The sequence below is a fragment of the Rhizobium sp. BK316 genome (genome assembly GCF_014193695.1).
Taxonomy (GTDB): domain Bacteria; phylum Pseudomonadota; class Alphaproteobacteria; order Rhizobiales; family Rhizobiaceae; genus Rhizobium.
Map to the genome: position 1 here is coordinate 1,822,754 of NZ_JACHZR010000001.1, position 19,957 is coordinate 1,842,710.

Annotated in this window: 20 protein-coding genes and 2 pseudogenes; 8 read left to right on the top strand and 14 right to left on the bottom strand. The window is 61.1% G+C overall.

Annotated features, from left to right (window positions below):
* Positions 1-150: 150 nt before the first annotated feature.
* The 4 genes from FHT87_RS08215 to FHT87_RS08225 all read right to left on the bottom strand — a co-directional run bounded on the left by FHT87_RS08215 (position 151) and on the right by FHT87_RS08225 (position 2,424).
* Positions 151-1,125 carry a HEPN domain-containing protein gene (locus FHT87_RS08215; protein WP_183727067.1) on the bottom strand — a complete coding sequence of 325 codons (975 nt, stop codon included), beginning with the start codon at positions 1,123-1,125 and terminating at the stop codon, positions 151-153.
* A gap of 281 nt (positions 1,126-1,406) precedes the next feature.
* Entirely contained in the window at positions 1,407-1,778 is a 372-nt protein-coding gene (locus FHT87_RS08220; protein ID WP_183727069.1) for a hypothetical protein, read from the bottom strand.
* Positions 1,779-2,062: 284 nt separating this feature from the next.
* Positions 2,063-2,185: a hypothetical protein gene (locus FHT87_RS31395; protein WP_281411203.1), complete on the bottom strand. Its 123-nt coding sequence runs from the start codon at positions 2,183-2,185 to the stop codon at positions 2,063-2,065.
* Positions 2,182-2,424, bottom strand: coding sequence for a hypothetical protein (locus FHT87_RS08225; protein WP_183800857.1), 243 nt, complete (start codon positions 2,422-2,424; stop codon positions 2,182-2,184). Before FHT87_RS08225 ends, FHT87_RS31395 begins: the two co-directional genes overlap by 4 nt.
* 207 nt (positions 2,425-2,631) lie before the next feature.
* Here FHT87_RS08225 and FHT87_RS31160 point away from each other — a divergent pair.
* Positions 2,632-2,748, top strand: a pseudogene (locus tag FHT87_RS31160) (type IV toxin-antitoxin system AbiEi family antitoxin domain-containing protein); the annotation flags it as partial.
* A pseudogene (locus FHT87_RS08230) lies at positions 2,717-2,965 on the top strand (nucleotidyl transferase AbiEii/AbiGii toxin family protein); the annotation flags it as partial. The pseudogenes FHT87_RS31160 and FHT87_RS08230, both read left to right, overlap by 32 nt.
* 116 nt (positions 2,966-3,081) lie before the next feature.
* Here the strand turns inward: FHT87_RS08230 and FHT87_RS08235 are convergent.
* Both FHT87_RS08235 and FHT87_RS08240 read right to left on the bottom strand, forming a co-directional pair.
* Positions 3,082-3,609, bottom strand: coding sequence for a GNAT family N-acetyltransferase (locus FHT87_RS08235; protein ID WP_183727072.1), 528 nt, complete (start codon positions 3,607-3,609; stop codon positions 3,082-3,084).
* On the bottom strand, positions 3,606-3,884 hold the full coding sequence (locus FHT87_RS08240) for a DUF1778 domain-containing protein (RefSeq protein WP_183727073.1): 279 nt from the start codon (positions 3,882-3,884) through the stop codon (positions 3,606-3,608). Before FHT87_RS08240 ends, FHT87_RS08235 begins: the two co-directional genes overlap by 4 nt.
* A gap of 969 nt (positions 3,885-4,853) precedes the next feature.
* Here FHT87_RS08240 and FHT87_RS08245 point away from each other — a divergent pair.
* Positions 4,854-5,732, top strand: a complete 879-nt coding sequence (locus FHT87_RS08245) for a DUF3313 domain-containing protein (protein ID WP_183727075.1) — start codon at positions 4,854-4,856, stop codon at positions 5,730-5,732.
* Between the two features lie 315 nt (positions 5,733-6,047).
* Positions 6,048-6,626, top strand: coding sequence for a hypothetical protein (locus FHT87_RS08250; protein ID WP_183727077.1), 579 nt, complete (start codon positions 6,048-6,050; stop codon positions 6,624-6,626).
* A gap of 83 nt (positions 6,627-6,709) precedes the next feature.
* Here the strand turns inward: FHT87_RS08250 and FHT87_RS08255 are convergent, their stop codons facing one another.
* The 6 genes from FHT87_RS08255 to adhP form a co-directional block, all read right to left on the bottom strand.
* The gene (locus FHT87_RS08255) at positions 6,710-7,471 is read right to left on the bottom strand and encodes an ABC transporter ATP-binding protein (protein ID WP_183727080.1); all 762 of its coding nucleotides are present in this window, start codon (positions 7,469-7,471) and stop codon (positions 6,710-6,712) included.
* Positions 7,468-8,508, bottom strand: coding sequence for an iron ABC transporter permease (locus FHT87_RS08260; RefSeq protein WP_183800861.1), 1,041 nt, complete (start codon positions 8,506-8,508; stop codon positions 7,468-7,470). Before FHT87_RS08260 ends, FHT87_RS08255 begins: the two co-directional genes overlap by 4 nt.
* Positions 8,505-9,527, bottom strand: coding sequence for an ABC transporter substrate-binding protein (locus FHT87_RS08265; RefSeq protein WP_183800864.1), 1,023 nt, complete (start codon positions 9,525-9,527; stop codon positions 8,505-8,507). Before FHT87_RS08265 ends, FHT87_RS08260 begins: the two co-directional genes overlap by 4 nt.
* 293 nt (positions 9,528-9,820) lie before the next feature.
* Positions 9,821-10,150 carry a chaperone modulator CbpM gene (locus FHT87_RS08270; RefSeq protein ID WP_183727086.1) on the bottom strand — a complete coding sequence of 110 codons (330 nt, stop codon included), beginning with the start codon at positions 10,148-10,150 and terminating at the stop codon, positions 9,821-9,823.
* A gap of 2 nt (positions 10,151-10,152) precedes the next feature.
* The gene (locus FHT87_RS08275; RefSeq protein ID WP_183800867.1) at positions 10,153-11,079 is read right to left on the bottom strand and encodes a DnaJ C-terminal domain-containing protein; all 927 of its coding nucleotides are present in this window, start codon (positions 11,077-11,079) and stop codon (positions 10,153-10,155) included.
* A gap of 343 nt (positions 11,080-11,422) precedes the next feature.
* Entirely contained in the window at positions 11,423-12,478 is a 1,056-nt protein-coding gene (gene adhP, locus FHT87_RS08280) for an alcohol dehydrogenase AdhP (protein WP_183800870.1), read from the bottom strand.
* A 305-nt stretch (positions 12,479-12,783) separates the two neighbouring features.
* Between adhP and FHT87_RS08285 the strand changes: the two genes are divergently transcribed.
* From FHT87_RS08285 to FHT87_RS08295, 3 genes are read left to right on the top strand one after another with little or no spacing between them, the layout of a single operon-like run.
* Positions 12,784-13,812 (top strand): HlyD family efflux transporter periplasmic adaptor subunit, encoded by a 1,029-nt coding sequence (locus FHT87_RS08285; RefSeq protein WP_183800873.1) that lies wholly within the window; start codon positions 12,784-12,786, stop codon positions 13,810-13,812.
* Entirely contained in the window at positions 13,809-16,529 is a 2,721-nt protein-coding gene (gene rbbA, locus FHT87_RS08290; protein WP_183800876.1) for a ribosome-associated ATPase/putative transporter RbbA, read from the top strand. The genes FHT87_RS08285 and rbbA overlap by 4 nt, the downstream gene beginning before the upstream one ends.
* 1 nt (position 16,530) lies before the next feature.
* The gene (locus FHT87_RS08295; protein WP_183800879.1) at positions 16,531-17,652 is read left to right on the top strand and encodes an ABC transporter permease; all 1,122 of its coding nucleotides are present in this window, start codon (positions 16,531-16,533) and stop codon (positions 17,650-17,652) included.
* Between the two features lie 124 nt (positions 17,653-17,776).
* On the opposite strand, the gene FHT87_RS08300 is transcribed toward FHT87_RS08295, so the two are convergent.
* Positions 17,777-18,241 (bottom strand): universal stress protein, encoded by a 465-nt coding sequence (locus FHT87_RS08300; protein WP_183800882.1) that lies wholly within the window; start codon positions 18,239-18,241, stop codon positions 17,777-17,779.
* A gap of 277 nt (positions 18,242-18,518) precedes the next feature.
* Positions 18,519-19,082 carry a threonine transporter RhtB gene (locus tag FHT87_RS08305; protein WP_183800885.1) on the bottom strand — a complete coding sequence of 188 codons (564 nt, stop codon included), beginning with the start codon at positions 19,080-19,082 and terminating at the stop codon, positions 18,519-18,521.
* A 293-nt stretch (positions 19,083-19,375) separates the two neighbouring features.
* Here FHT87_RS08305 and FHT87_RS08310 point away from each other — a divergent pair, with 293 nt between their 5' ends.
* Positions 19,376-19,588 carry a hypothetical protein gene (locus tag FHT87_RS08310; RefSeq protein WP_183800888.1) on the top strand — a complete coding sequence of 71 codons (213 nt, stop codon included), beginning with the start codon at positions 19,376-19,378 and terminating at the stop codon, positions 19,586-19,588.
* Positions 19,589-19,957: the final 369 nt, after the last annotated feature.

Below are 19,957 nucleotides of genomic sequence, written 5' to 3' on the forward strand. Positions count from 1 at the left end.
ATAGATGCTCCTGAGATCAACAAAGACCCGAATCTTCGTTGTTTTTTAGGAAATACCAAGAACTCAAACAGTGCCACTGGCTATATCGGTCGGGCCTGGCACAAATCTGACGATAATATCGTTTGAGCAGTCGGCTCGAGCGCGTAATCGTTAATTCTTTGGCAGTGTCCCATCACCTTCGCTCGGCGGGAGTCCGAGCAGGCGTTCCTCACAGATTGATGCGACTGCTGCCTGCAGTGCCCGCACTCGTTCCGCCAGCCATCCAAGCTCCTCGGTAGTAATCGCATAGTTCGGCGAATAGCGTGCCTCAACGTAGGCGCGGGAGAGAAGCTCGAAACGACGACGGGCCATGCGATTGTCTCGCGGCCAGGCATCGACCAATCTTTTGTCGAGATCTTCGGCCTTCGAACGCAGCACTTTTATGCGATGCGACTTGGGGCTGTAGAGGGTTAGCGTAAGGAGGAGGCAATGATATGCTTCTTCAACCGCCTGATGCAGCATAAAGGCACCGTGCCGCCAGATGTTTCGCTCGAGCATCAGTTCGGCTCCAACGAGTGCCTCCTGCGACAGCTGGTACCATCGTTCGAAATTTTTCTGCGCCTCAGCTTTCGCCTCTTCCATGGTGAGCGGTCTGGGGTGGGCGAGGGGATGGCCTTCTTCCTCGTAGAGGACCTTCCCGTCTCTGGCGATATCGACAAAGAAGGGCCGGCCGCGTGAGAGCTGGTCGTTGACGTCATGCAGGCTGTGGACGATCGGGATGACCGGTGTTTCGATCCGGTGGGCGATCTGCTCCTGCAATAGCCGCTCGTCGAGCGAAAGCCACAATTCCTGCTCCTGCGCGAAGGCCTCGGAATTGACGATAACAAGGATATCGTAATCGGAGCGGTAACCGCTCGAACGGTCCTCCACCCAGTCGCCGCGCGCATAGGATCCGTAGAGAATAACCTTCAGGACCTGGCTATTGGCCCGCTTGGCCGACAGCTTGGTGGCACGGAACTGCTCGACCTCGGCAAAGATGATTTCAAGCACGCGGGCAAGCTCGCGCCGCTTGGCTGCCGGCAGATGGTCAAGGGGATCGGTCAAGGTCAAAGCCGCATCAAAGCCTTCGGTAGGAATCGTGTCCATCGTAACGGCTCACCTGATGTTTCGCACGCGTAATTTTTACGTGATTTTCTTTGTTGTGGCAACCATAGATAGAGAATCGAAATGATGTAATCCTAGCTTTCGCCTCTGGGTTTTCGGAAGCTGGAGCGTGCACCGGAAGCGTCGGGAACGATGCGAGCGTATCTGTCCTCATCCCAACATCCCTGGCAGGTTTCGCCGGTTCCGGTCGACGGAATGGAGCGCCAATGGCGACGCGCTCCGTCCCGCCATCAGCACCGAAATCCGGATTGCCCGAGTGTGCTTCATCGCTTCAGCACCCAAACGGTCTTGCCGTTCTGCGATGCTTCGATGCCGGCCTTGGTCCGGGTCAGTTGAAGGCATTTTTCAGCCTCTTCCGGTCGCGGCCTTATGCAAATCCCGCCTGGAGCGGCCCTCCACGTCGGGTTTATGCTCACGAGACTATCACTGATTGTTCCGCCGCCATCCGGACGGAACACGAGGATGTTTGAGGCCTTTCGTTTGACGACGATCATTTCCCACGGCTTGCCGTCGGCGATTACGCTGGAAAGAGGTTCTTCGGCTCGCGCCGGTGCGCCGGCGAAAACCGCAAGGACGATCAATGGCATCAAAAATCGGCAAGGGGAGCGGTCGCTTGGTAAGCGAGCTGTGCGCATTATGTATTCCTTTGGATTGGTTTGACCCTCAAATGGCAGGTCGCGATCGAGGGATTAAATTCAGTTGGGGGAACGTGGCCATGCCCGTCTGCCGGTGGTGATGTTGTTGCGATATTCTCCAACGCGTTCGGTAATGTCATCATGAGATTTATTTTGATTTGTTAAGGGCGCCGGCCATATCTCGGCATCATCATCACGCGGTGGGATCATACGGTATATCGGCAGCAGCGTAGCTCGGCACAACCGCCGCGCACCGAGAATATCCCACCTCGGTTTAGACATGGTCACAGCGCAAGCCGCTCTGAAACCAAAATGAGCATCAGGATCGGACCGCCGAGCAGCGCACCAAACAGGATCGTCACGAAGAACAGGTTTGCGAGCACACGAGCAATGGTCTTGCGCGTCATGGGTGCTCACCGACCCGTCTTGCCGGTTCGAACCGCACGGGACGCCTTTTCATCTCGACCATCGGCACCTTGCTGGCCCGGGTATGAACGATCTTTCTGTTCCTTCTGACGATGAGGATGACCGGCCATTGCCTGGTGCCGGGTTTCGCACTGGCAGCATCAAAGGTCAGGACGGCAGTTTGAATGGATTCGACAACCACCAGCGCCGCAGCTGATCCTGTCGTTCGTTTTGAAGCCATTGCTCTGTTCCAGATGTTGAGGGCGGATGAGGTCGTGCCCTGCCGGTTCAGGTTGGATGTCTTTCCATATGGGCTCCGACAATTGCGGAAGCATGACCGGATTTGTTTTTCCGCATGTAGTGCTGCCGCAACGCGAAAGGAAAAGACTCGCTGCGCGCATCAAACACATGAGGATTGCCGCACTACCGGACTGATGCCTACTTCGGCCGGCTCGATCTCAAACGTATCGACCTCGGTCATGGCAAGCGTCAGATCGTGGTCGGCGGTCGACTGGACAGTAAGTATCAGATCACTGTGCCGGCGGCACTCGACGCCGGCGTCTGAAGCTTACCGCGCGCAAGTCAGTCTCCTCGTTCGGGTTCTGCCACTCGTTGCTGAGGAGGATGTCTTCGCATTGAAGCGCGGCACGGCCATCAATGTCTTCGTCAGAGATCTTCCTCGCCTGTCGGTCGATATCGATCTGACCTATCTGCCGGTTGAGGACCGTGCAATGTTCCTCGCCAACATCGACGCCGTCATACGGCGGATTGGTGCTCGCATGGGGTATGCCGCGCAGCCGCACCCAGGTCGTGTCGCTGCATAGCGAGGCTTCAATTCTGGATGAAGTACGGTCGGTCGCATTAGCAAACCCTGAAAGAACGAAACTGCGAACGACCGTCAGAGAAGGCCCTTGGTCTTGAGGTCGGCGGCGAAGGTGGCAAGCGGCATGACGAGCGTGAACGGGTGGTTCTCCAGCGGCTCGGCCCCATAGCTGGCATACCATTGGGCCGCGCGCTCGCCCTTGGCGTCGATAATCAGCAGCACGCCCCCAGCCTCGGACGCGATCCGGAGGCAGCGAAGCGCCGCGGCGACGAGGAGCTGGCCGCCCAAACCATGGCCCGCGACGGAGACATCGGTTGCGATCCGCGCCAGCTTGAAGCCAGGAACTTCGTGTTGGGTCAGCCCCTTTGTCATCGACGCCGGCACGCCTGCGTGCGCCACGGAGGAAGGGGCGACAGTGTAGAATCCCAGCACGCGGTTGGGCGTAGAGGCGTCGATTGCACAGAAGGTCTTTGAGGCGTTCTGTTCGTGACTTTGACGGGCGTAGCGTCGGAAGAAATCGTTCATCGCCGGATCGCCGCAGTCGAAGGACTGGCGACCGTGCGATTTCGCGATTGCTTCCTCTCTCCAGGCGGGCAGCGTCATAGAGTGTCGGGCAACGCCGCCATCGCTGCCCGCAGCTTCGCGTTGGGCTTGGGCGGATTTTCCAGCAGTTCGAGCACGCGCGCATGATCGCGCGCCGTCAGACGAACGACCTCGGCCGCCTCGATCACAGCTTCGGCTTCGCGCAAGGCGGTCTGCGTAACGAAGTTGGTCAGGTCGGTGTTGCGCAGCGCGGCGGCGCGCACGAGCTTAGCCTTCGTTTCCGGCGAAACCCGCAAATTCATGCGCTTGTTGTCATCTATGGCAGCCTGGGGCATCTCCGTCTTCCTCGCAATTTGTACATGTTCAAGATGTACGCGATTATGTCGATCTTTTCAAGATCGTGTGTCTTGATGGCGTACACTATCCGCCTTCACCGCCAATGGGGGTGTTGCGGGGTTCTCCCCGCAGAAGGGGTCGGCCGAGACCGTCGCTCTCCGCGTTGGGGGGAAGGTTCACATGGCTCAATTCTCAATGGAAATTATGCGCCTAACCGCGTGTCGCCGGCACAGCGTCGCGCGTTCGAGGCGATGCAGGACCGCTTGCAGGTCCTGCAGCAAGCGGTCCAGGCACAGAGTAGCCACGAGATCATTTCGGAACGCCGGCGGCGCGCCATCGATCGCTCTCGCGGTGTCATTGGCTGAGCATTAAAGAGAAACGAAAGGAAAAGCACATGGCGGAACAGGAATCCTCTTACGACGCGGCGTCCGCGCCGAGATCGCGATCGAGGTCCTCCGCGCGGTGCCCAGTTCGAGATCCGGCGGTAATTGCCGGCTCGCTCATTGGCTCCCAGCCATCGGGCGTTTCATCTTGCCGTTGCTGGGAGTGCCTTTGCTGATCCTGCGGAATGGGATCCCGTCAGCAGGAAACCACTTAATGGCTTTCGGGGAGTTGGGGCGAATCTTAACAGCGCGCCATCAAGTAGCGTTCTAATCCCACGGAGCATTACGAGGTTCTGGGCGAAATCCCGAAAGAGCAAACCATCATCGATGGGCCGAGTGATCGCGCATCCATCCTCAAGGTCGAGAATACCGCGTGGTGCCGAAGAGCAGTGCGCGGGTCTGGGGCTTAGCCTTGTCACGCAGATTGCCGAAACCATGGCGGAAAAGTCGGTATCGAAAGTGGTCCGTCGGGAACGAAGGTATCGATCCAGCTCCAAAATGCAGCAAGCGGCGGACCACGTAATTGTGTGGCAATTGTTGCCCCCGAGTGTCCGGTCATCGCCATGACCGGAGCCAACGAGACACATGCCCAGCAATTCGTTTTCAAATCGTCGATTTTTCAATCATTCATCCAGGGCATCGCTCCTGGGGGTTATTGCTCTGCTGATAACGGTAACCGTTTCCGGCTGTGCTGCCGTGCCGCTCAAGGAGGCGGGAACGCTCGCCTCCTACAGCAATCTCGGTCCGTCGAAGGGGACGCTCGCCAAGAAACGGCTCTACGTCGACGGGCAGCAACTGGCGCGGGTAAAGACCGTCGCCATCGTCCCGACCGTCTTTTCCTTCAGTGCCGCGTCCAAAATCAGGTCCGAGGCCGACCGGTCCCTGGTTTCCAATGCTCTCGACCGGGCGCTGTGCGTGGCGCTGAGCGACAAATACCAGATGGTCCCGGCCGGCCAGCCGGCGGATCTGACCGTGCGTTCGGTTGTTGCCGACATCGTTCCGACCAACAAGGCAGCTGCCGGGGTCGCGACCGTCGTCAGCGTCGGTTCGGGCTTTGCCCTGCCTGTGAGCGTACCGCGCCTCCCTTTCGGCCTTGGCGGCCTGGCGATCGAAGCCGAAGCACTCGATGCCACGGGAATGCAAAATGCCGCAATGCTGTGGGCGCGGGGCGCAAACTCCATTCAGGACAAGCCGCGCGTTTCCGAGGTCGGGGACGCCTATGGTCTTGCAACGAAATTTGCCGGCGATTTCTCACGGGCGCTGATCGCCGGAAAGGAACCGAAGGGACTGAATCTTTCGCTTCCGTCGAGACAGCGCGCCCGCTCCTGGCTCGGCGGAAAGCCGAAATATGCTGCCTGCGATGCGTTCGGCCGCGCACCCGGGCTGCTTGGTGCCCTCGCTTCGAAGTATGGCGCTCCGCCGCAATGGACGGAAAAGAAGCCGAAGCCTGCAATGACGCGTTGACGGAAAGCATGCCCAGGCGCCGTCTAGCCGCTCCGCGAAGACATGGAACAGACGTCAAGGAGATCGACCGGCTTTGCCGGTCGAGGACGGGCGGAGACAGTGCCGGAACCCCGCGGCATTGCTCTGCCCGCCTGCCCTTCGCGTGCAGGGAGTGTCAGTCCTGACGATCTCGCCGAACGGCGGCTTATCTCCGTCGACAGTATTCGATCCGCCCCAGGAAGACGTCGCAGGGGACGATCTGATGCAACATTCTTCCCTTTGCATAGGGACGCTGTATTCTGATGTCGCCAGACACACTTCGATTTGAGGAAGAGTATGCCTGTCGATCATCTTGAAATTCGTTCGCAGACGGGATCTGGCCTGGCGGGTTCGCTTGGCGACACGAAGCGTCAGGTCACGACATGCCGGAACGGTTGGTACCATCTGAGGTGCGTGGCGTTCGGCGCGATCATTGTTGCCACACCATTCTTGAGCGCACCGGCATCCGCCGCCAATGTTCTCGAACGAGCGATCGAGGCCGCGCAGCCCTGCAAGCCATTGAAGGTCAGGCAATCGGTTTTGGGTGTGAAGGTCGAATTGGGCATCGACAAGCTCGACTTCGTTAAAGTCGATACGCTTGAAATCCGCGTTATCGGAGATCTGGCCGAGGCAAGCGCACTCGGAACGCTCGCCTGCAGGACGTCGGACGATGCCCCTCTTCAGGGTGGTTTTTCGGCAAAGGCTCGAATTCACCTGCAGACCAATCTCGTCACCTGTGTCATGAGCGGAAGTTCGATCGAGATCGTCGAGGCCGGCGGTGAGTTCGGTGACGTTGTCACGGCACTCGAACCCGAGATTTCGGCCGCCCTTCGCAAGGGCGTGGAGAAGGCACTGAAGAAACTCTGCGCGAGCTGAAATCGCGGCGGATAGGTGAAGGGTGATCGGTCTGCAGGCTGGCGGCTTCCCATGCGCGTCTGTGCCTCATCGACACGGCGTCGTCACCGGAGATAGTGGATGTGCGGTCGGGCGTGATAGGGCGAGGCTTCGACGCGCGCATCCACCGAGAAAACATCCCTGAGGACTTCTTCGGTCAATACCTCGGCCGGTGTACCGGACGCAACGATCTTCCCGCTTTGCATGACGATCAGCTCGTCGCAAAACATGGCCGCATGGTTGAGGTCGTGCAGCGCAATGATGCTGGTGACCGGCAGACTGGAGACGAGCCGCATGAGGCTGATCTGGTGCTGGATATCGAGATGGTTGGTCGGTTCATCGAGGATCAGTTCTTTCGGCGACTGCGCCAAGGCCCTTGCGATCTGGGCGCGCTGCTTTTCCCCACCGGACAGGCTCTGCCAGCGATCATGCCGTTTGGCGGACATGCCGGCCCGCTTCAACGCTTCTTCAACAGCCTGATCGTCGGCGAGCGTCCAGCTGGAAAACATCGAGCGGTGCGGAAAGCGTCCGAGCTCGACGACATCCACGACCCTGAGATTGGCGTTGGTCGTCGCATGCTGTTCGACGAAGGCGACGCGCTGCGCGATCGTGCGACGCCCGATGGCCCTTATGTCCCTCCGGTCGAGCCAGATGCGCCCGGAATTGGGTCGCTTCAGGCCGGCAAGAAGCCGCAGCAGTGACGTCTTGCCGGAACCGTTCGGGCCAAGAAGGCCGAGCATCTTTCCCGGTGTTGCTTCGAAGGAGACGCCATCGAGTATGGTCTTCTTGCCAATTTTCCAGACGAGGTTTTCGGCTTTGATGCTCATGATGCGCGCTGGAACCGGTAAAGGATGACGGAGAAGAAGGGGACGCCAACCAGCGCCGTGACGACCCCGATCGGCAGGACCTGCTGCGGGATGAGCGCGCGTGAGGCGATGTCGGCAAGCACCATGAAGATTGCGCCAACAATGGCGCAGGCTGGGAGAAGCCGGATATGGAGCGGCCCGACGACGAAGCGCGCCGCATGCGGCACGACAAGACCGACGAAGCCGATCGAGCCGACCATGCTGACGATCGTCGCCGTCATCATTGCGGTCAGCGAAAACAGCGCGATGCGGGTCCTGCCGACGTTGACACCAAGGGATGCGGCCGCTTCATCACCGAAGGCAAAAGCATCCAGAACCCTGGCATAGAACAGACAGGCGACAAGCCCGAAGCCGACGATGACAGAAACCAGCATAAACTCCGGCCAGCGCACGCCGCCGAAGCTGCCGAGCAGCCAGAACATGACGTCGCGAGCCTGCTGCGCGTTGCCTGATGTCGTAACCACGTAGGATGTGGCGGCGTTGAAGAGCTGCGAAGCGGCAACGCCGGCGAGGATCGTCCGGTCGGCGCCGCCGCGCGTGCCGTTGGACAGCAGCGCCACGAAAAGAAAGGCGGCAAATGCGCCGGCAAAAGCCCCGGCCGACAACGAAACCGCACCTGCACCAACGCCGAGAATGATGATGGTGACCGCGCCGGTGGACGCGCCGGCGGAGATACCAAGCACATAGGGCTCGGCCAGGGGGTTGCGAAGCAGCGATTGCATGATCGCACCCGACAGAGCCAGTCCCGCGCCGCAGAAAGCGGCCACGAGCGCGCGGCTGAGACGATAATCCCAGATCACGGTCTCGTGGATGCGGTTGAGTTCCACCGCCGTCCATCCCAGCCTGTTCGTGACCGCGGCAAACGTCGTGGTCAGCGGGATCGGCAGGTCGCCGATCCCGACACTGATGCCGACGACCAGACCGACCGCCACAAGGGAGGCCAACAGGAGGAGGCCGAAGGGGGCGGCCCGCTGCAGAGAGCGGTTCGAGGCGGTCACTTGATCAGGCCGAGTGCTTTCAGTTGCTCGGCTACCTGTTCCGCGCCGTAGATCGTGCGGATCGTCGGGTTCATGGCTTGGCCGTCCATGACGACGATTGCCTTGTTTTTCACCGCTGGCATCTGGCTGACGGCAGGATCGCTGTTCAAGAACTTGATCTTGGCTTCCGGCTTGTCGAGCTCCCAGCGGTTGCGGTCGAGATTGGCCACGACGATGACATCCGGATTGGCGGCGATGATGCTTTCCCAGCCAAGGGACGGCCATTCTGCTTCGGTGGTAATCGCATTCTTACCGCCGAGAAGATCGGCGATGAAACCGGAAGCTCCATTCTTGCCGCCGAGATAGGCATCGGCGGAAGGCGACTGGCTGGAGAACCAAAAGACGTAGGAAAGCTGCTTGCCATCCCTGGACACGCTGGCGCGCAACGCCGCTTCACGCTTCTTGAAGTCGGCAATCAGCGCCTGGCCACGATCGGCGACGTCAAAAATCTGCGAAAGCTCGTCGATCTCCTTGTACAGCAGATCCATGTTCCAGAGCTGGTCGCGGCTGCCGTACTCGTTTTTGACCTTTTCGGTGCTGAGGCAGGTGCTCGGCGAAATGTAGCTTGGTATGCCGATCTTGTCGAAGTCCTCGCGCTTGGCGACCTTGCTCGTCGGGCCGATCAGGCTTGGCAAGGCCGCCGCCACGAAATCCGGGTCTTGCGCCAGAATCGACTCGAAGGTCGGAAACTCGACAGACAGAAGCTTGACCTTCGCGTTGGCTTCGGCGAGCTCAGGCAGAACCTTGCTCGGCCAGAATGCGGTACCGGCCATTTTGTCTTCCAGACCGAGAAGCAGCATGATCTCCGCGCTGTTCTGGCCAAGTCCGATGGCTCGTGCTGGAGCCTTGGCGACGGTCACCTTCGCACCGCAATTGTCGAGCGTCAGCGGATAGGTGGTCGGTGCGGACAATACCGGTGTTGCGATCAGGCCGAGCACGGCGACGAAACCTGGAACTGCGAGGGACTTGAAAACTCTCATGAGAACTTCCTGTTCTTCGAACCCCCAACATGGGGATTCTAAGGGCGCGCGCGGTATAACCTGCTTGCCCAAGGAAAAACAAGAGTGGTGTAGTCATCTTTTGCAGTGACAGGTGCTGGCTGAATACGCCCGCAATCATGAGAGGATAATCAACAGAAGTCCGCGCAACGCTGTTTCCTGGCAGGGCGGAGAACCAGCTCTGCCAGAACAGGTGAGCCGGCTTGCCCGTCCCGCCATCCTCCATGCCGTACAAAGCCTGATCTTGATCGCCATGAAAGTCCGGAACGAAGCTATCAGCGGCCGCTATCGTCAAGCTCTTCGAGCGTGCGGAGCAGGCGTTGCTGGATCTCGGCCTCCTGCCGGTTCACGGCCGCGACAAGCCTGCGCATCGCGCCGCGCATGCCGTGGAGCTGGTCGATGAGCTCCATGACGACGTCGACGCCGGCCTCGTTGACGCCCATTTGGCGCGTGAGGTCCAGGATCAGGCGGGCGCGGGCAAGATCGGCATCCCGGAACCGACGCCGGCCCTCGGAAATATCGGGGGCCAGCCAGCCCTGCTCGACCCACAAATCGAGCTCGGTCACGTCGATTTTGAGGTAGAGTCGGAATTCGCGATCGTCCATGGTCAGGTCTCCATGTTCTTTCTCGGATCCTGTGTGTCGGCTGCCGCCCAGTCCTTGACGAAGGCGGTCAGCTGTTCGTCCGGCTGTTCGGGCAGCATGATCTTCAGCGTCACATAGACATCACCGGCGTCGCCGCCGCGCTTCACAACACCCTTGCCCTTGAGGCGCAGGACCTTGCCGCTGCTGGAATTTGCCGGCAGCGTCAGGTTGACCGGTCCTGATGGTGTCGGCACGCGCACCTTTCCGCCGAGTACCGCTTCTCTCAACGTGACGGGCAGATCGAGGCGGATGTCGTCGCCGTCGCGGGTGAAGAAACGGTGCGGGCGCACGCGGACGTCGATCAGCGCATCGCCGGCCGGGCCGCCGCCGAAACCGGGTTCTCCCTTGCCGCGCAGGCGCAGCGTCTGGCCGTCGCGCGTGCCGGGCGGGATCTTGACGTCGAGCGCCGGGCCGTCCGACAGTTTCACCTGGCTCTGCGTGCCATTCACGGCATCGAGGAAATCCACCTCCATCGAGAAGCGCCGGTCCTGGCCCTTTGCGCGGAACTGGCCGCCGCCACCGCCACCGCCAGCGCGGCGCGAGAAGAAACTTGCGAAGAGATCGTCGGCGTCTCCAAAATCGGCAAAGCCGGCGCCGTTATGATAGGCGCCGCCCGGGCCGCTCGAGGAGGCATAGTCTCGATAGTAGCTGCGGGGCGCCTGTTCGGCTCCGGTGATGTCGATCTCGCCACGATCGAAGCGGCCGCGTTTCTCCTCATCGCTCAGGATTTCATAGGCGGCAGAAATCTCCTTGAACTTTGCCTCGGCCTTCTTGTCACCGGGGTTCAGGTCGGGATGGAGCTTCTTGGCAAGCTTGCGGAATGCCCCCTGAATGTCCTTCTGGGTGGCATCCCGTTTCACGCCCAGAAGCTCGTATGGATCTTGGCTCATACATGTCTCCGTGTAAGGGCAGCGAATACTGCGGACTGGAATCCGCCTTGATATAGGTTGCCGGTCCGATGCTGGGGAGGGGACGAGGGCAGCGTCCTGTCATTTGGCCTGGCGAAAAGGGACGGCACCAGCTCGTAGGGTGGGCAGGGGCGCTGGCACCGGCCGTTTCCCCCTTCCGGCATGCAGTCCAGGCGGCAGCACGAAGAGCAGAACCGCACAGGCAACCATGTGGCGATCGCCACCTGTTTCCAAAGCTGCGCCTCTCCATCCGCCAGAATGAAGCAAGGTCAACGACCGGAACGCTACGTGCCTTGATCAACGTCAAAATTGACGTGCCTGTATCTCATGCCGCCCCCGCCGCTTTCTCTTCGGCGATATCCAGCACCATCCGGCCTTCGATGGTTCCCGCTTTCAGGCTGGCAAAGATATCATTGATATCGTCGAGCGGCGCCCTGGTGATCTCGGCCCGGACGCGGCCGTCGGCGGCAAACGCAAGCGCTTCGTCGAGATCGCGGCGCGTGCCGACGATCGAGCCGCGCACGGTTATGCGCTTCAGCACGACGTCGAAGATCGGTGTCTGGAAGTTGCCCGGCGGCAGCCCGACAAGGCTGACGGTGCCCTTCCGGCGCACCATCGAGAGCGCCTGCGAGAAAGCCGGCGGGGAGACGGCGGTGACGAGCACGCCATGTGCGCCGCCGCTCGTCGCCTTCAACACCTTTTCGACCGCGTCTTCGGAAAGCGCGTTGAGCGCAAGATCGGCGCCAACCTCGCGAGCGAGATCGAGCTTGGCGGCGGCGATATCGAGGGCGACTACCTTGAGGCCCATCGCCTTGGCATACTGGATCGCAACATGACCGAGGCCGCCGACGCCCGAGATCGCTACCCATTCGCCGGGCCGGGCTTCGGTTTCCCTGAGACCTTTGTAGGTCGTAACCCCGGCGCAGAGGATCGGCGCGATCTCGGCGAAATTAACGCCATCGGGAAGGCGTGCGGCAAAGGCTGCCGAGGCGATGACATATTCGGCAAAGCCGCCATCGCAGCTATAGCCGGAATTGTGCTGGTGTTCGCAAAGCGTTTCCCAGCCGGTCTCGCAATATTCGCAGCGCAGGCAGGCGTCGTGCAGCCAGGCAACGCCGACGGCATCGCCTTCCTTGAATTCTGTGACGCCGGGGCCGAGGGCGGCAACGACGCCTGCCGCTTCGTGGCCTGGAATGAAGGGCGGCCTCGGCTTGACGGGCCAGTCGCCGTCGGCTGCATGCAGGTCGGTATGGCAAACGCCACAGGCGACCACCTTCACCAGGATTTCGCCCGGTCCGGGAACTGGCACCGGCACGCATTCGATTACAAGCGGCCTGCCGAATTCACGCACCACCGCCGCCTTCATCATCTTGCTCGTCATGATCTCCATCCTTTCGCAATGATTGTCCGGCGTGATGATGAAGGGCACGCCCACCGGCGCATTGATCCATCGCAAGACACAAGTGTCTGGCGTCGCAGGTCGGGGCGCGCCCGTTCGGATGCTGCCTGAAAAACTCCATGCCGCCTCTGAACTGGCGATACGCCTGCGGCGTTCCTCGATCAGGCACGACCGCTGCAGATGCTTGCCCTGTCCTTCATGACATATGTCAAGGATGGCGGACGGGATTGCCAATAGAAGGACGAACATCGGCAACGTCCGCACAGGTTCGATTGGAGGCTCCGTCATTGAGAAAGCATCAGCTTTGTGTCCTGGTTTCCGCCGCTTTTCTCCTTGGCCTCGGTCAGCCGGTTCTCGCGCAGGATCGCTCCTCAGTCTTCTCGGCTCGATTCGAGGCCCTCTGGAACAAGATGACCGGCCGAGGACTGCCCGAAAATATCTCCATGTCCAATGGACGCATCGAGGCCCAGCAGGTGCTGATTTCGGCGAAATTCGCTGGCCGGCTTGCCGATGTCCTCGTCGATGAAGGCCAGATCGTCGATGCCGGTGCGCCGATCGCCCGGATCGATACGGCCGATCTCGATGCTCAGCTTGCTGGCGCCAAGGCCCAGGTTCGCCGCAGCGAGACGAGCCAGGTCGAAGCCGAGGCCTCAATTGCCCAGCGCCAAAGCGAATTGATACTCGCCAGGCAGGAATTCGAGCGCGCTCAATCGATGAGCAGCACGGGCAGCGGCACGATGCAGCAGCTCGAACTGCGCCGCAGCCAGCTGAGCGTTGCCGAGGCCGCACAAAAGGCGGCGCTCGCAAGCCGTGACGAGGCGGAAGCGACAACGGAAGCGGCGCAGGCGGAAGTGGTGCGCATTCAAACCGTGCTCGACGATGCCGTGCTGAAGGCGCCGCGCCGGGGCCGTGTCGAATATAAGCTCGCGCAGACCGGCGAAGTCGTTGCCGCCGGTGCGCCGGTCGCGACGCTGCTCGATCTCTCCGACGTGTCGATGACGATCTTCCTGCCGGCCCGCGCCGCCGGCACCTTGGCAATCGGCGACGAGGCGCGCATCATTCTCGATCCGGCGCCGCAATATGTCGTGCCGGCAACGGTATCCTTCGTCTCCTCGCAGGCACAGTTCACGCCGAAGACCGTCGAGACACAGGACGAGCGCGAGAAGCTGGTTTTCAGGGTGAAGCTGAAGATCGCCCCCGATCTGCTCAAGGACTATGAATCGCGCGTCAAGACGGGTGTGAGGGGGATCGGCTATGTCCGCACCGATCCCAAGTTGGCCTGGCCGGCGGAGCTGCAAGTGAAGCTGCCGCAATGAGCGAACCGGCCGTTCGCTTCACGGTCGTGACGCATCGTTACGGCCGGATTGCCGCACTCGATGGTGTCGACCTCGCCGTTCCCGCCGGCTGCATGGCCGGACTGGTCGGCCCCGATGGCGTCGGCAAATCGACGCTGCTCGGTCTTGCGGCGGGTATTACCCGCATCCAGCACGGACATGTCGAGGTGCTTGGCGGCGACATGGCCGATCGGCGCCATCGTCGCGACGCCCGTGCCCACCTTGCCTTCATGCCGCAAGGCCTCGGACGCAATCTCTATCCGACGTTGAGCGTCGCGGAAAACCTCGATTTCTTCGGTCGCCTCTTCGGCCAGGACGGTCTGCAACGCCGTGCACGCATGGACGAACTATTGCGAATGACCGGCTTGCTGCCCTTTCGTGATCGGCCCGCCGGCAAGCTTTCGGGTGGCATGAGGCAGAAGCTCGGTATCTGCGCCTCGCTCCTGCATGATCCCGATCTGCTGATCCTCGACGAACCGACGACCGGCATCGATCCGCTCTCGCGGCGGCAGTTCTGGGAGCTCGTCGATCACATTCGCGAGCGGCGGCCGCAGATGAGCGTGATCGTCGCCACCGCCTATATGGAGGAGGCCGAACGCTTCGACTGGCTTGCCGCATTGCACGCGGGCAGGCTGATCGCGACCGGCAGCCCCGGCGATATCATGCGGCAGGCCCGGCAGCAGACCCTGGAGGCGGCCTTCACGGCGCTGATGCCGAATACCGGCAAGCTGGATCGCGGTCCACTGATCGTCACGCCGCGCGTGATCGCAGACGGACCGCCGGCAATCGAGACGGAAGACCTGACGTGCCGCTTCGGCGATTTCGTCGCGGTCGATCATGTCAGCTTCCGTATTGCGAAGGGCGAGATTTTCGGCTTCCTCGGTTCGAACGGCAGCGGCAAGAGCACGACGATGAAGATGCTGACGGGACTGTTGCCGGCGAACGAGGGTGTCGCAAGGCTCTTCGGCCAGCCGCTGAAGGCCGGCGACATCGAGACCCGCAAACGCGTCGGCTACATGTCGCAGGCATTCTCCCTCTATGGCGAGCTGACCGTTCGCCAGAACCTCAGGCTGCATGCGCGTCTTTTCGGTTTGCCGGCGGCAGATATCGACCGGCGCGTCGGCGAGATGCTCGCCGAATATGATCTCGGCGAATTCGCCGACCAGCGGCCGGAAGACCTGCCGCTCGGCATTCGCCAGCGTCTCCAGCTTGCGGCCGCCGTCATCCACAAGCCGGAAATGCTGATCCTCGACGAACCCACGTCCGGTGTCGATCCGGTGGCGCGCGACGCCTTCTGGCGATCACTGATAACGCTGTCGCGGCGCGATGGCGTCACCATTTTCCTGTCGACGCATTTCATGAACGAGGCCGAGCGCTGTGACCGCATCTCGCTGATGCATGCCGGCAAGGTGCTGGCGATTGGCAGCCCGGCCGAACTCTGTGCCGAGCGGGGCGGGGCGACGCTGGAGGAAACCTTCATCGAGGTGCTGACCGAGGCGGGCATGGGCGAGGGCGCCGGGGCCGATGCGGGGGGCACCGCGCTCGCCGGCGGCACCGCCATGCCCACCCGGCTCTTCGACCCTCGCCGGCTCTTTGCCTATGCGCGTCGCGAGACGATCGAAATCCTGCGCGACCGGGCGCGGCTCGTCTTTGCGCTTCTCGGGCCGGTCCTGCTGATGCTCACGTTCGGATACGGCATCTCCTTCGATGTCGAGCATCTGCCTTTCGCCGTCTACGATCAGGATCAATCTTCAGAAAGCCGGCAGCTGGTGGAGAGCCTGCAGAGCTCGCGTTATTTCCAGGAGCAGCCGCCGATTGCCTCGACCGAGGAGCTGCAGCTTCGGCTGCAGGATGGTGAACTGATGGTGGGCATCGAGATCCCGCCCGATTTCGGCCGCGACCTTATGCGGCAGGAGGCGCCGGAGATCTCCGTATGGCTCGACGGCGCGATGCCGTTCCGTGCCGAGACAGCGCGCGGTTATGTTTCCGGCCTCGTCTCCTCCTATCTCGCCGATGTCTCGGCGCGGCACTCAGGCCGCTTCGAACAGCTCTATCCCGTCAATATCGAAAGCCGCTTCCGCTATAATCAGGATTTCAAGAGCGCCAATGCGATCGTGCCGAGCGTCATCATGCTGATGCTCGTATTGATCCCGGCGATCATGACCGCGCTCGGTATCGTCAAGGAGAAGGAGACCGGCTCGATTGCCAATTTCCAGGCGACGCCGGTCACTCGTATCGAATTCCTGCTCGGCAAGCAGCTTCCTTATGTGGCGATCGCCTTCGTTAGTTTCCTGATGCTGGTACTGATGATGCGCCTCGTCTTCGACGTACCGATCAAGGGCTCCATCGGGCTGCTTGCGGCAGGCTCGATCCTCTATATCCTCGCGACGACGGCCTTCGGTCTCTTCGTTTCGAGCTTCGTGCGCAGCCAGGTGGCGGCGATCTTCGCGACCGCGATCGTTGCGATCGTCCCGGCCGTGAATTTTTCCGGCCTGCTGGTGCCGGTCTCGTCGCTCTCCGGGGGCGGGCGGTTCATGGGGCTGCTCTTTCCCTCGGCCTGGTACCAGCCCCTGAGCGTCGGCGTCATCACAAAGGGTCTCGGCCTTGCCGAACTCTGGCCCAACCTCATCGTCCTTGCCGGTTTCGGTGTCGTGTTCGTTGGTGCCGCACTCGTGGCACTCAGAAAGCGGAGTGCCTGACATGTGGGGCAAGCTCAACCGGATTTTCCGCCTCGGCGTCAAGGAACTCTACAGCCTGAAGGCCGACCCTGTGATGATGGTCCTCATCGTCTACACTTTCACCATCGCCGTCTACACGGTTTCGACCGGCGCCAAGCTCGAGGTCGAGAACGCCTCGGTCGCCGTCGTCGACGAGGACCGTTCGATGCTCTCGACACGGCTACGGGATGCGATGCTGCAGCCTTTTTTCAAGGCGCCGGTATTGATCGGCGCTGATGAGGTGGATGCGGCAATGGATGCCGGTCGATTCGTCTTCGTGCTGGAGATCCCGCCCAAATTCGAGGAGGATGCGATTGCCGGTCGCAAGCCTTCGCTGCAGCTCGATATCGACGCGACGGCCATGGCGCAGGCCGGCAACGGAGCCTCCTATATTCAGAGCATTATTCTGCAGGAGATGGCAACAGCCTTGCCGAACAGCGCCGCCGCGTCACCGATCAATCTCGTCGTCAGCGCACGCTTCAATCCCAATCTGCAATCGACCTGGTTCACCGCGGTCATGCAGGTCATCAACAATGTGACGATGCTTTCGGTCATCCTGACCGGCGCAGCGCTGGTCCGAGAGCGGGAGCACGGCACGATCGAGCATCTTCTCGTTATGCCGGTCACGCCGGCGGAGATCATGATGTCGAAGGTCTGGGCGAACGGGTTGGTCATCATCGTGGCGGCGGTGCTGTCGCTCGTCGTCGTGGTCGAAGGGTTGCTTTCGGTGCCGATCGCCGGTTCGATCTGGCTTTTCGTCTTCTGCGCGGTGCTCTACCAGTTCTCCGTCACGTCGCTCGGCATCCTGATCGCGACTGCCTCAAGTTCGATGGCGCAATTCGGGCTGATCTCGATGCCGATCCTGATTGCGATGAACCTGCTTTCCGGCAGCACGACGCCGATGGACAGCATGCCGCTCTGGCTGCAATATGCGATGGTGGTTTCGCCCGCGCCACATTTCGTGTCGCTGTCGCAGGCGATCCTCTACCGCGGCGCCGGCTTCGATGCGGTCTGGCAGGAGATGGCGGCGCTCATGGTGATCGGCGTGCTTTTCTTTTGCGGCGCGCTCATGCGGTTCCGCCGGGCGCTGGCGGATGCGCGGTAGGGATGATGGCAATGCCGCAACGTCGTGTGCAGGCCGCCCATACCTGGCAATCCCTTTGCATCATGTGCAGGGAGAAGGTCGGCGCGAAGGCAAAAAACAGCGCGCCATTGCCGAGGGCGCACGGTTATGAGTGCGCCGCCGTCTCCACCGCGCGGCTCGGCTTATGCCCCGGACTTTGCTTGCGATCGACGAGGACCGAGCATTTGGCGTGGCGCACCACGCGGTCGACCACGGCCCCGAAAATATAGTCGGTGATATCTGCGACATGGGTCGACAGGATGATGAGGTCCGCCTGCTTCTCCCGCGCGGCGGCCAAAAGCACCCTGGCTGCGCTACCGGTATGGACCTCGACTACGGCGGGTATCTTCATCTGCCGGCAGAGCAAGGTGAGCTTCTCCTCGGCATCCTTTATGGCGGCGGTCTCGAAGTCCTCCGGCAGGCTCGTCGTCATGTAGTGTGGCATGGTTTCGACGGCGTGGATGACGAAGATCGAACCATCCTTGTCGAGGAGGCCGGCTGCCCTGTTCAGGATGCGCTCGGCCGTTTCGCGAGGGCCGTTGCCTATTGCGCAGACTATCGTTCGGTACATATCGGATCACTACCCTTGCCCGCCAGATCGTTATTCTAGCCTCCTGCATGGATCAGACATTGACCGACATCAAGAAATGGTCCCCTGCATCGTATTTGACGCAGGACAGGGCGGCTGCGGCAGGCGGCATGAAATCTTCCGGTCACCGTTTCCGGGGGGCCGACATCGATCTTGCCGGCTTGGACTTAGCGCAATGGCATAAGGCGGTTTGCGAGGGCAGCCATGCATGCCGTTGGGGAAGTCAGCCGAGCCACTGTCGTGAAAATCGACACAAGTCTCAGGTCCAAAGGGTGCTGATGGCAAGGGTCAGGGAAAAGGCGACCAGCACGGCGCAGCCGCAATGCCGCACAAGAGGCGGTATTTGCGCATGGCGTCCGACCAGCAGACCGCCAAGGCCAAGCCAGATCGCCGAGGTCACCGTCGCGCAGCAGACGAACGCTACGACCGCCACGGGTATACCCGTCTGGACCGAGGGTACAAGGGTAAGGCCGATGATGATGGCCTTGGGATTGAGCAGCGTGGTGACGAAGAGCTGACCGACGCCGAGCGTGCTCTGGCCGCCCACCGGGACCGGCACCCATAGTTTCAGCGCAAGATAAAGAACCCAGATTGCCGAAATCAGCTTGACGGTGGCGGCGATGGCCGGATGGCCTTCAAGCAGCGGCGCGGCGATGCTCGACACCGGAATGATGATTACGAGATAGCCGAGTACGACGGTGGTGACGAGCGACAGGGACCGCCTGACGGTCAGCGCCGTCGACGCCAATGCCAAAACCGCATTGGTCGGGCCTGGAAGGATCAGCAGCGAGAAGATGGCGATAACGAATGTCGGCAGGTTCATCAGATCCGGTCCTTGCGATTGTCTGCCACCCTTCTCACGAACTCGGGCGAACGGTTTTGATCTGTATCATTTCAAGCACCGCATCTGCCCGGACAGATCGCGAAGACCGTTGGGTGCCGATCAGCTGCGATCGGCTTGCCCTCTTGCCTGTATGAACTCCGGTCAGATTGAGATTTGTCAAGGACGAGCAGGGTGAGGGGCGATAGCAACGACATGCGATCTGCGTCTGTCACGCGCAACCCTCGCATCACGATAGGGTGTGAATCCATGTTCGAAAAGCTGCCCGTGCTGCCATGCTTCTGAGAGATCTCGATCCAGCCACTGCCGGGCGCGTTCTGCGCATCTATGACCGCATTGCAGAAACGTCATGGTTCAATCGCAACCGCGCCACCGAATGGGAGCTGTTGAAGCTCGTGCTTCGTCATGTCGCGCGCGATCAGGACGAGGAATATCTCCAGAAGCTATGCACCCGCGAAGCGTTCGAGCGTTTCTGCCGAAGCGCGTAGCCCAGCCGACGGGTCAATTGGGTGGGGAACGGATGTGATGGTGCTGCCGATACCCTGCCACGTCCACAGCGGTTCTGACTGTGTATGACCGCGACGCCAGCGTCTTACGTCGGTTGCGGTGACCACCAAGGTCTCCGCATGCCTCGGATCGCATCTGCCATAGGCGAGCGCGATCTCGCAAAAGCTATGCAGAAACTGGAAAAGCCGCGCCTCATTCGCACGCGGGGGCGATGCCACACTCAACAGCGATCGCCTTGTGACAATCACGGTCCTCGTTTGGCCAGCCAGCTGAAGAGCTACGCGACCGCATTTTTCCGCGTCGTCGAACCACGCCGAGATGATCGAGTACTCCATTTTGTTCCCCTCTGG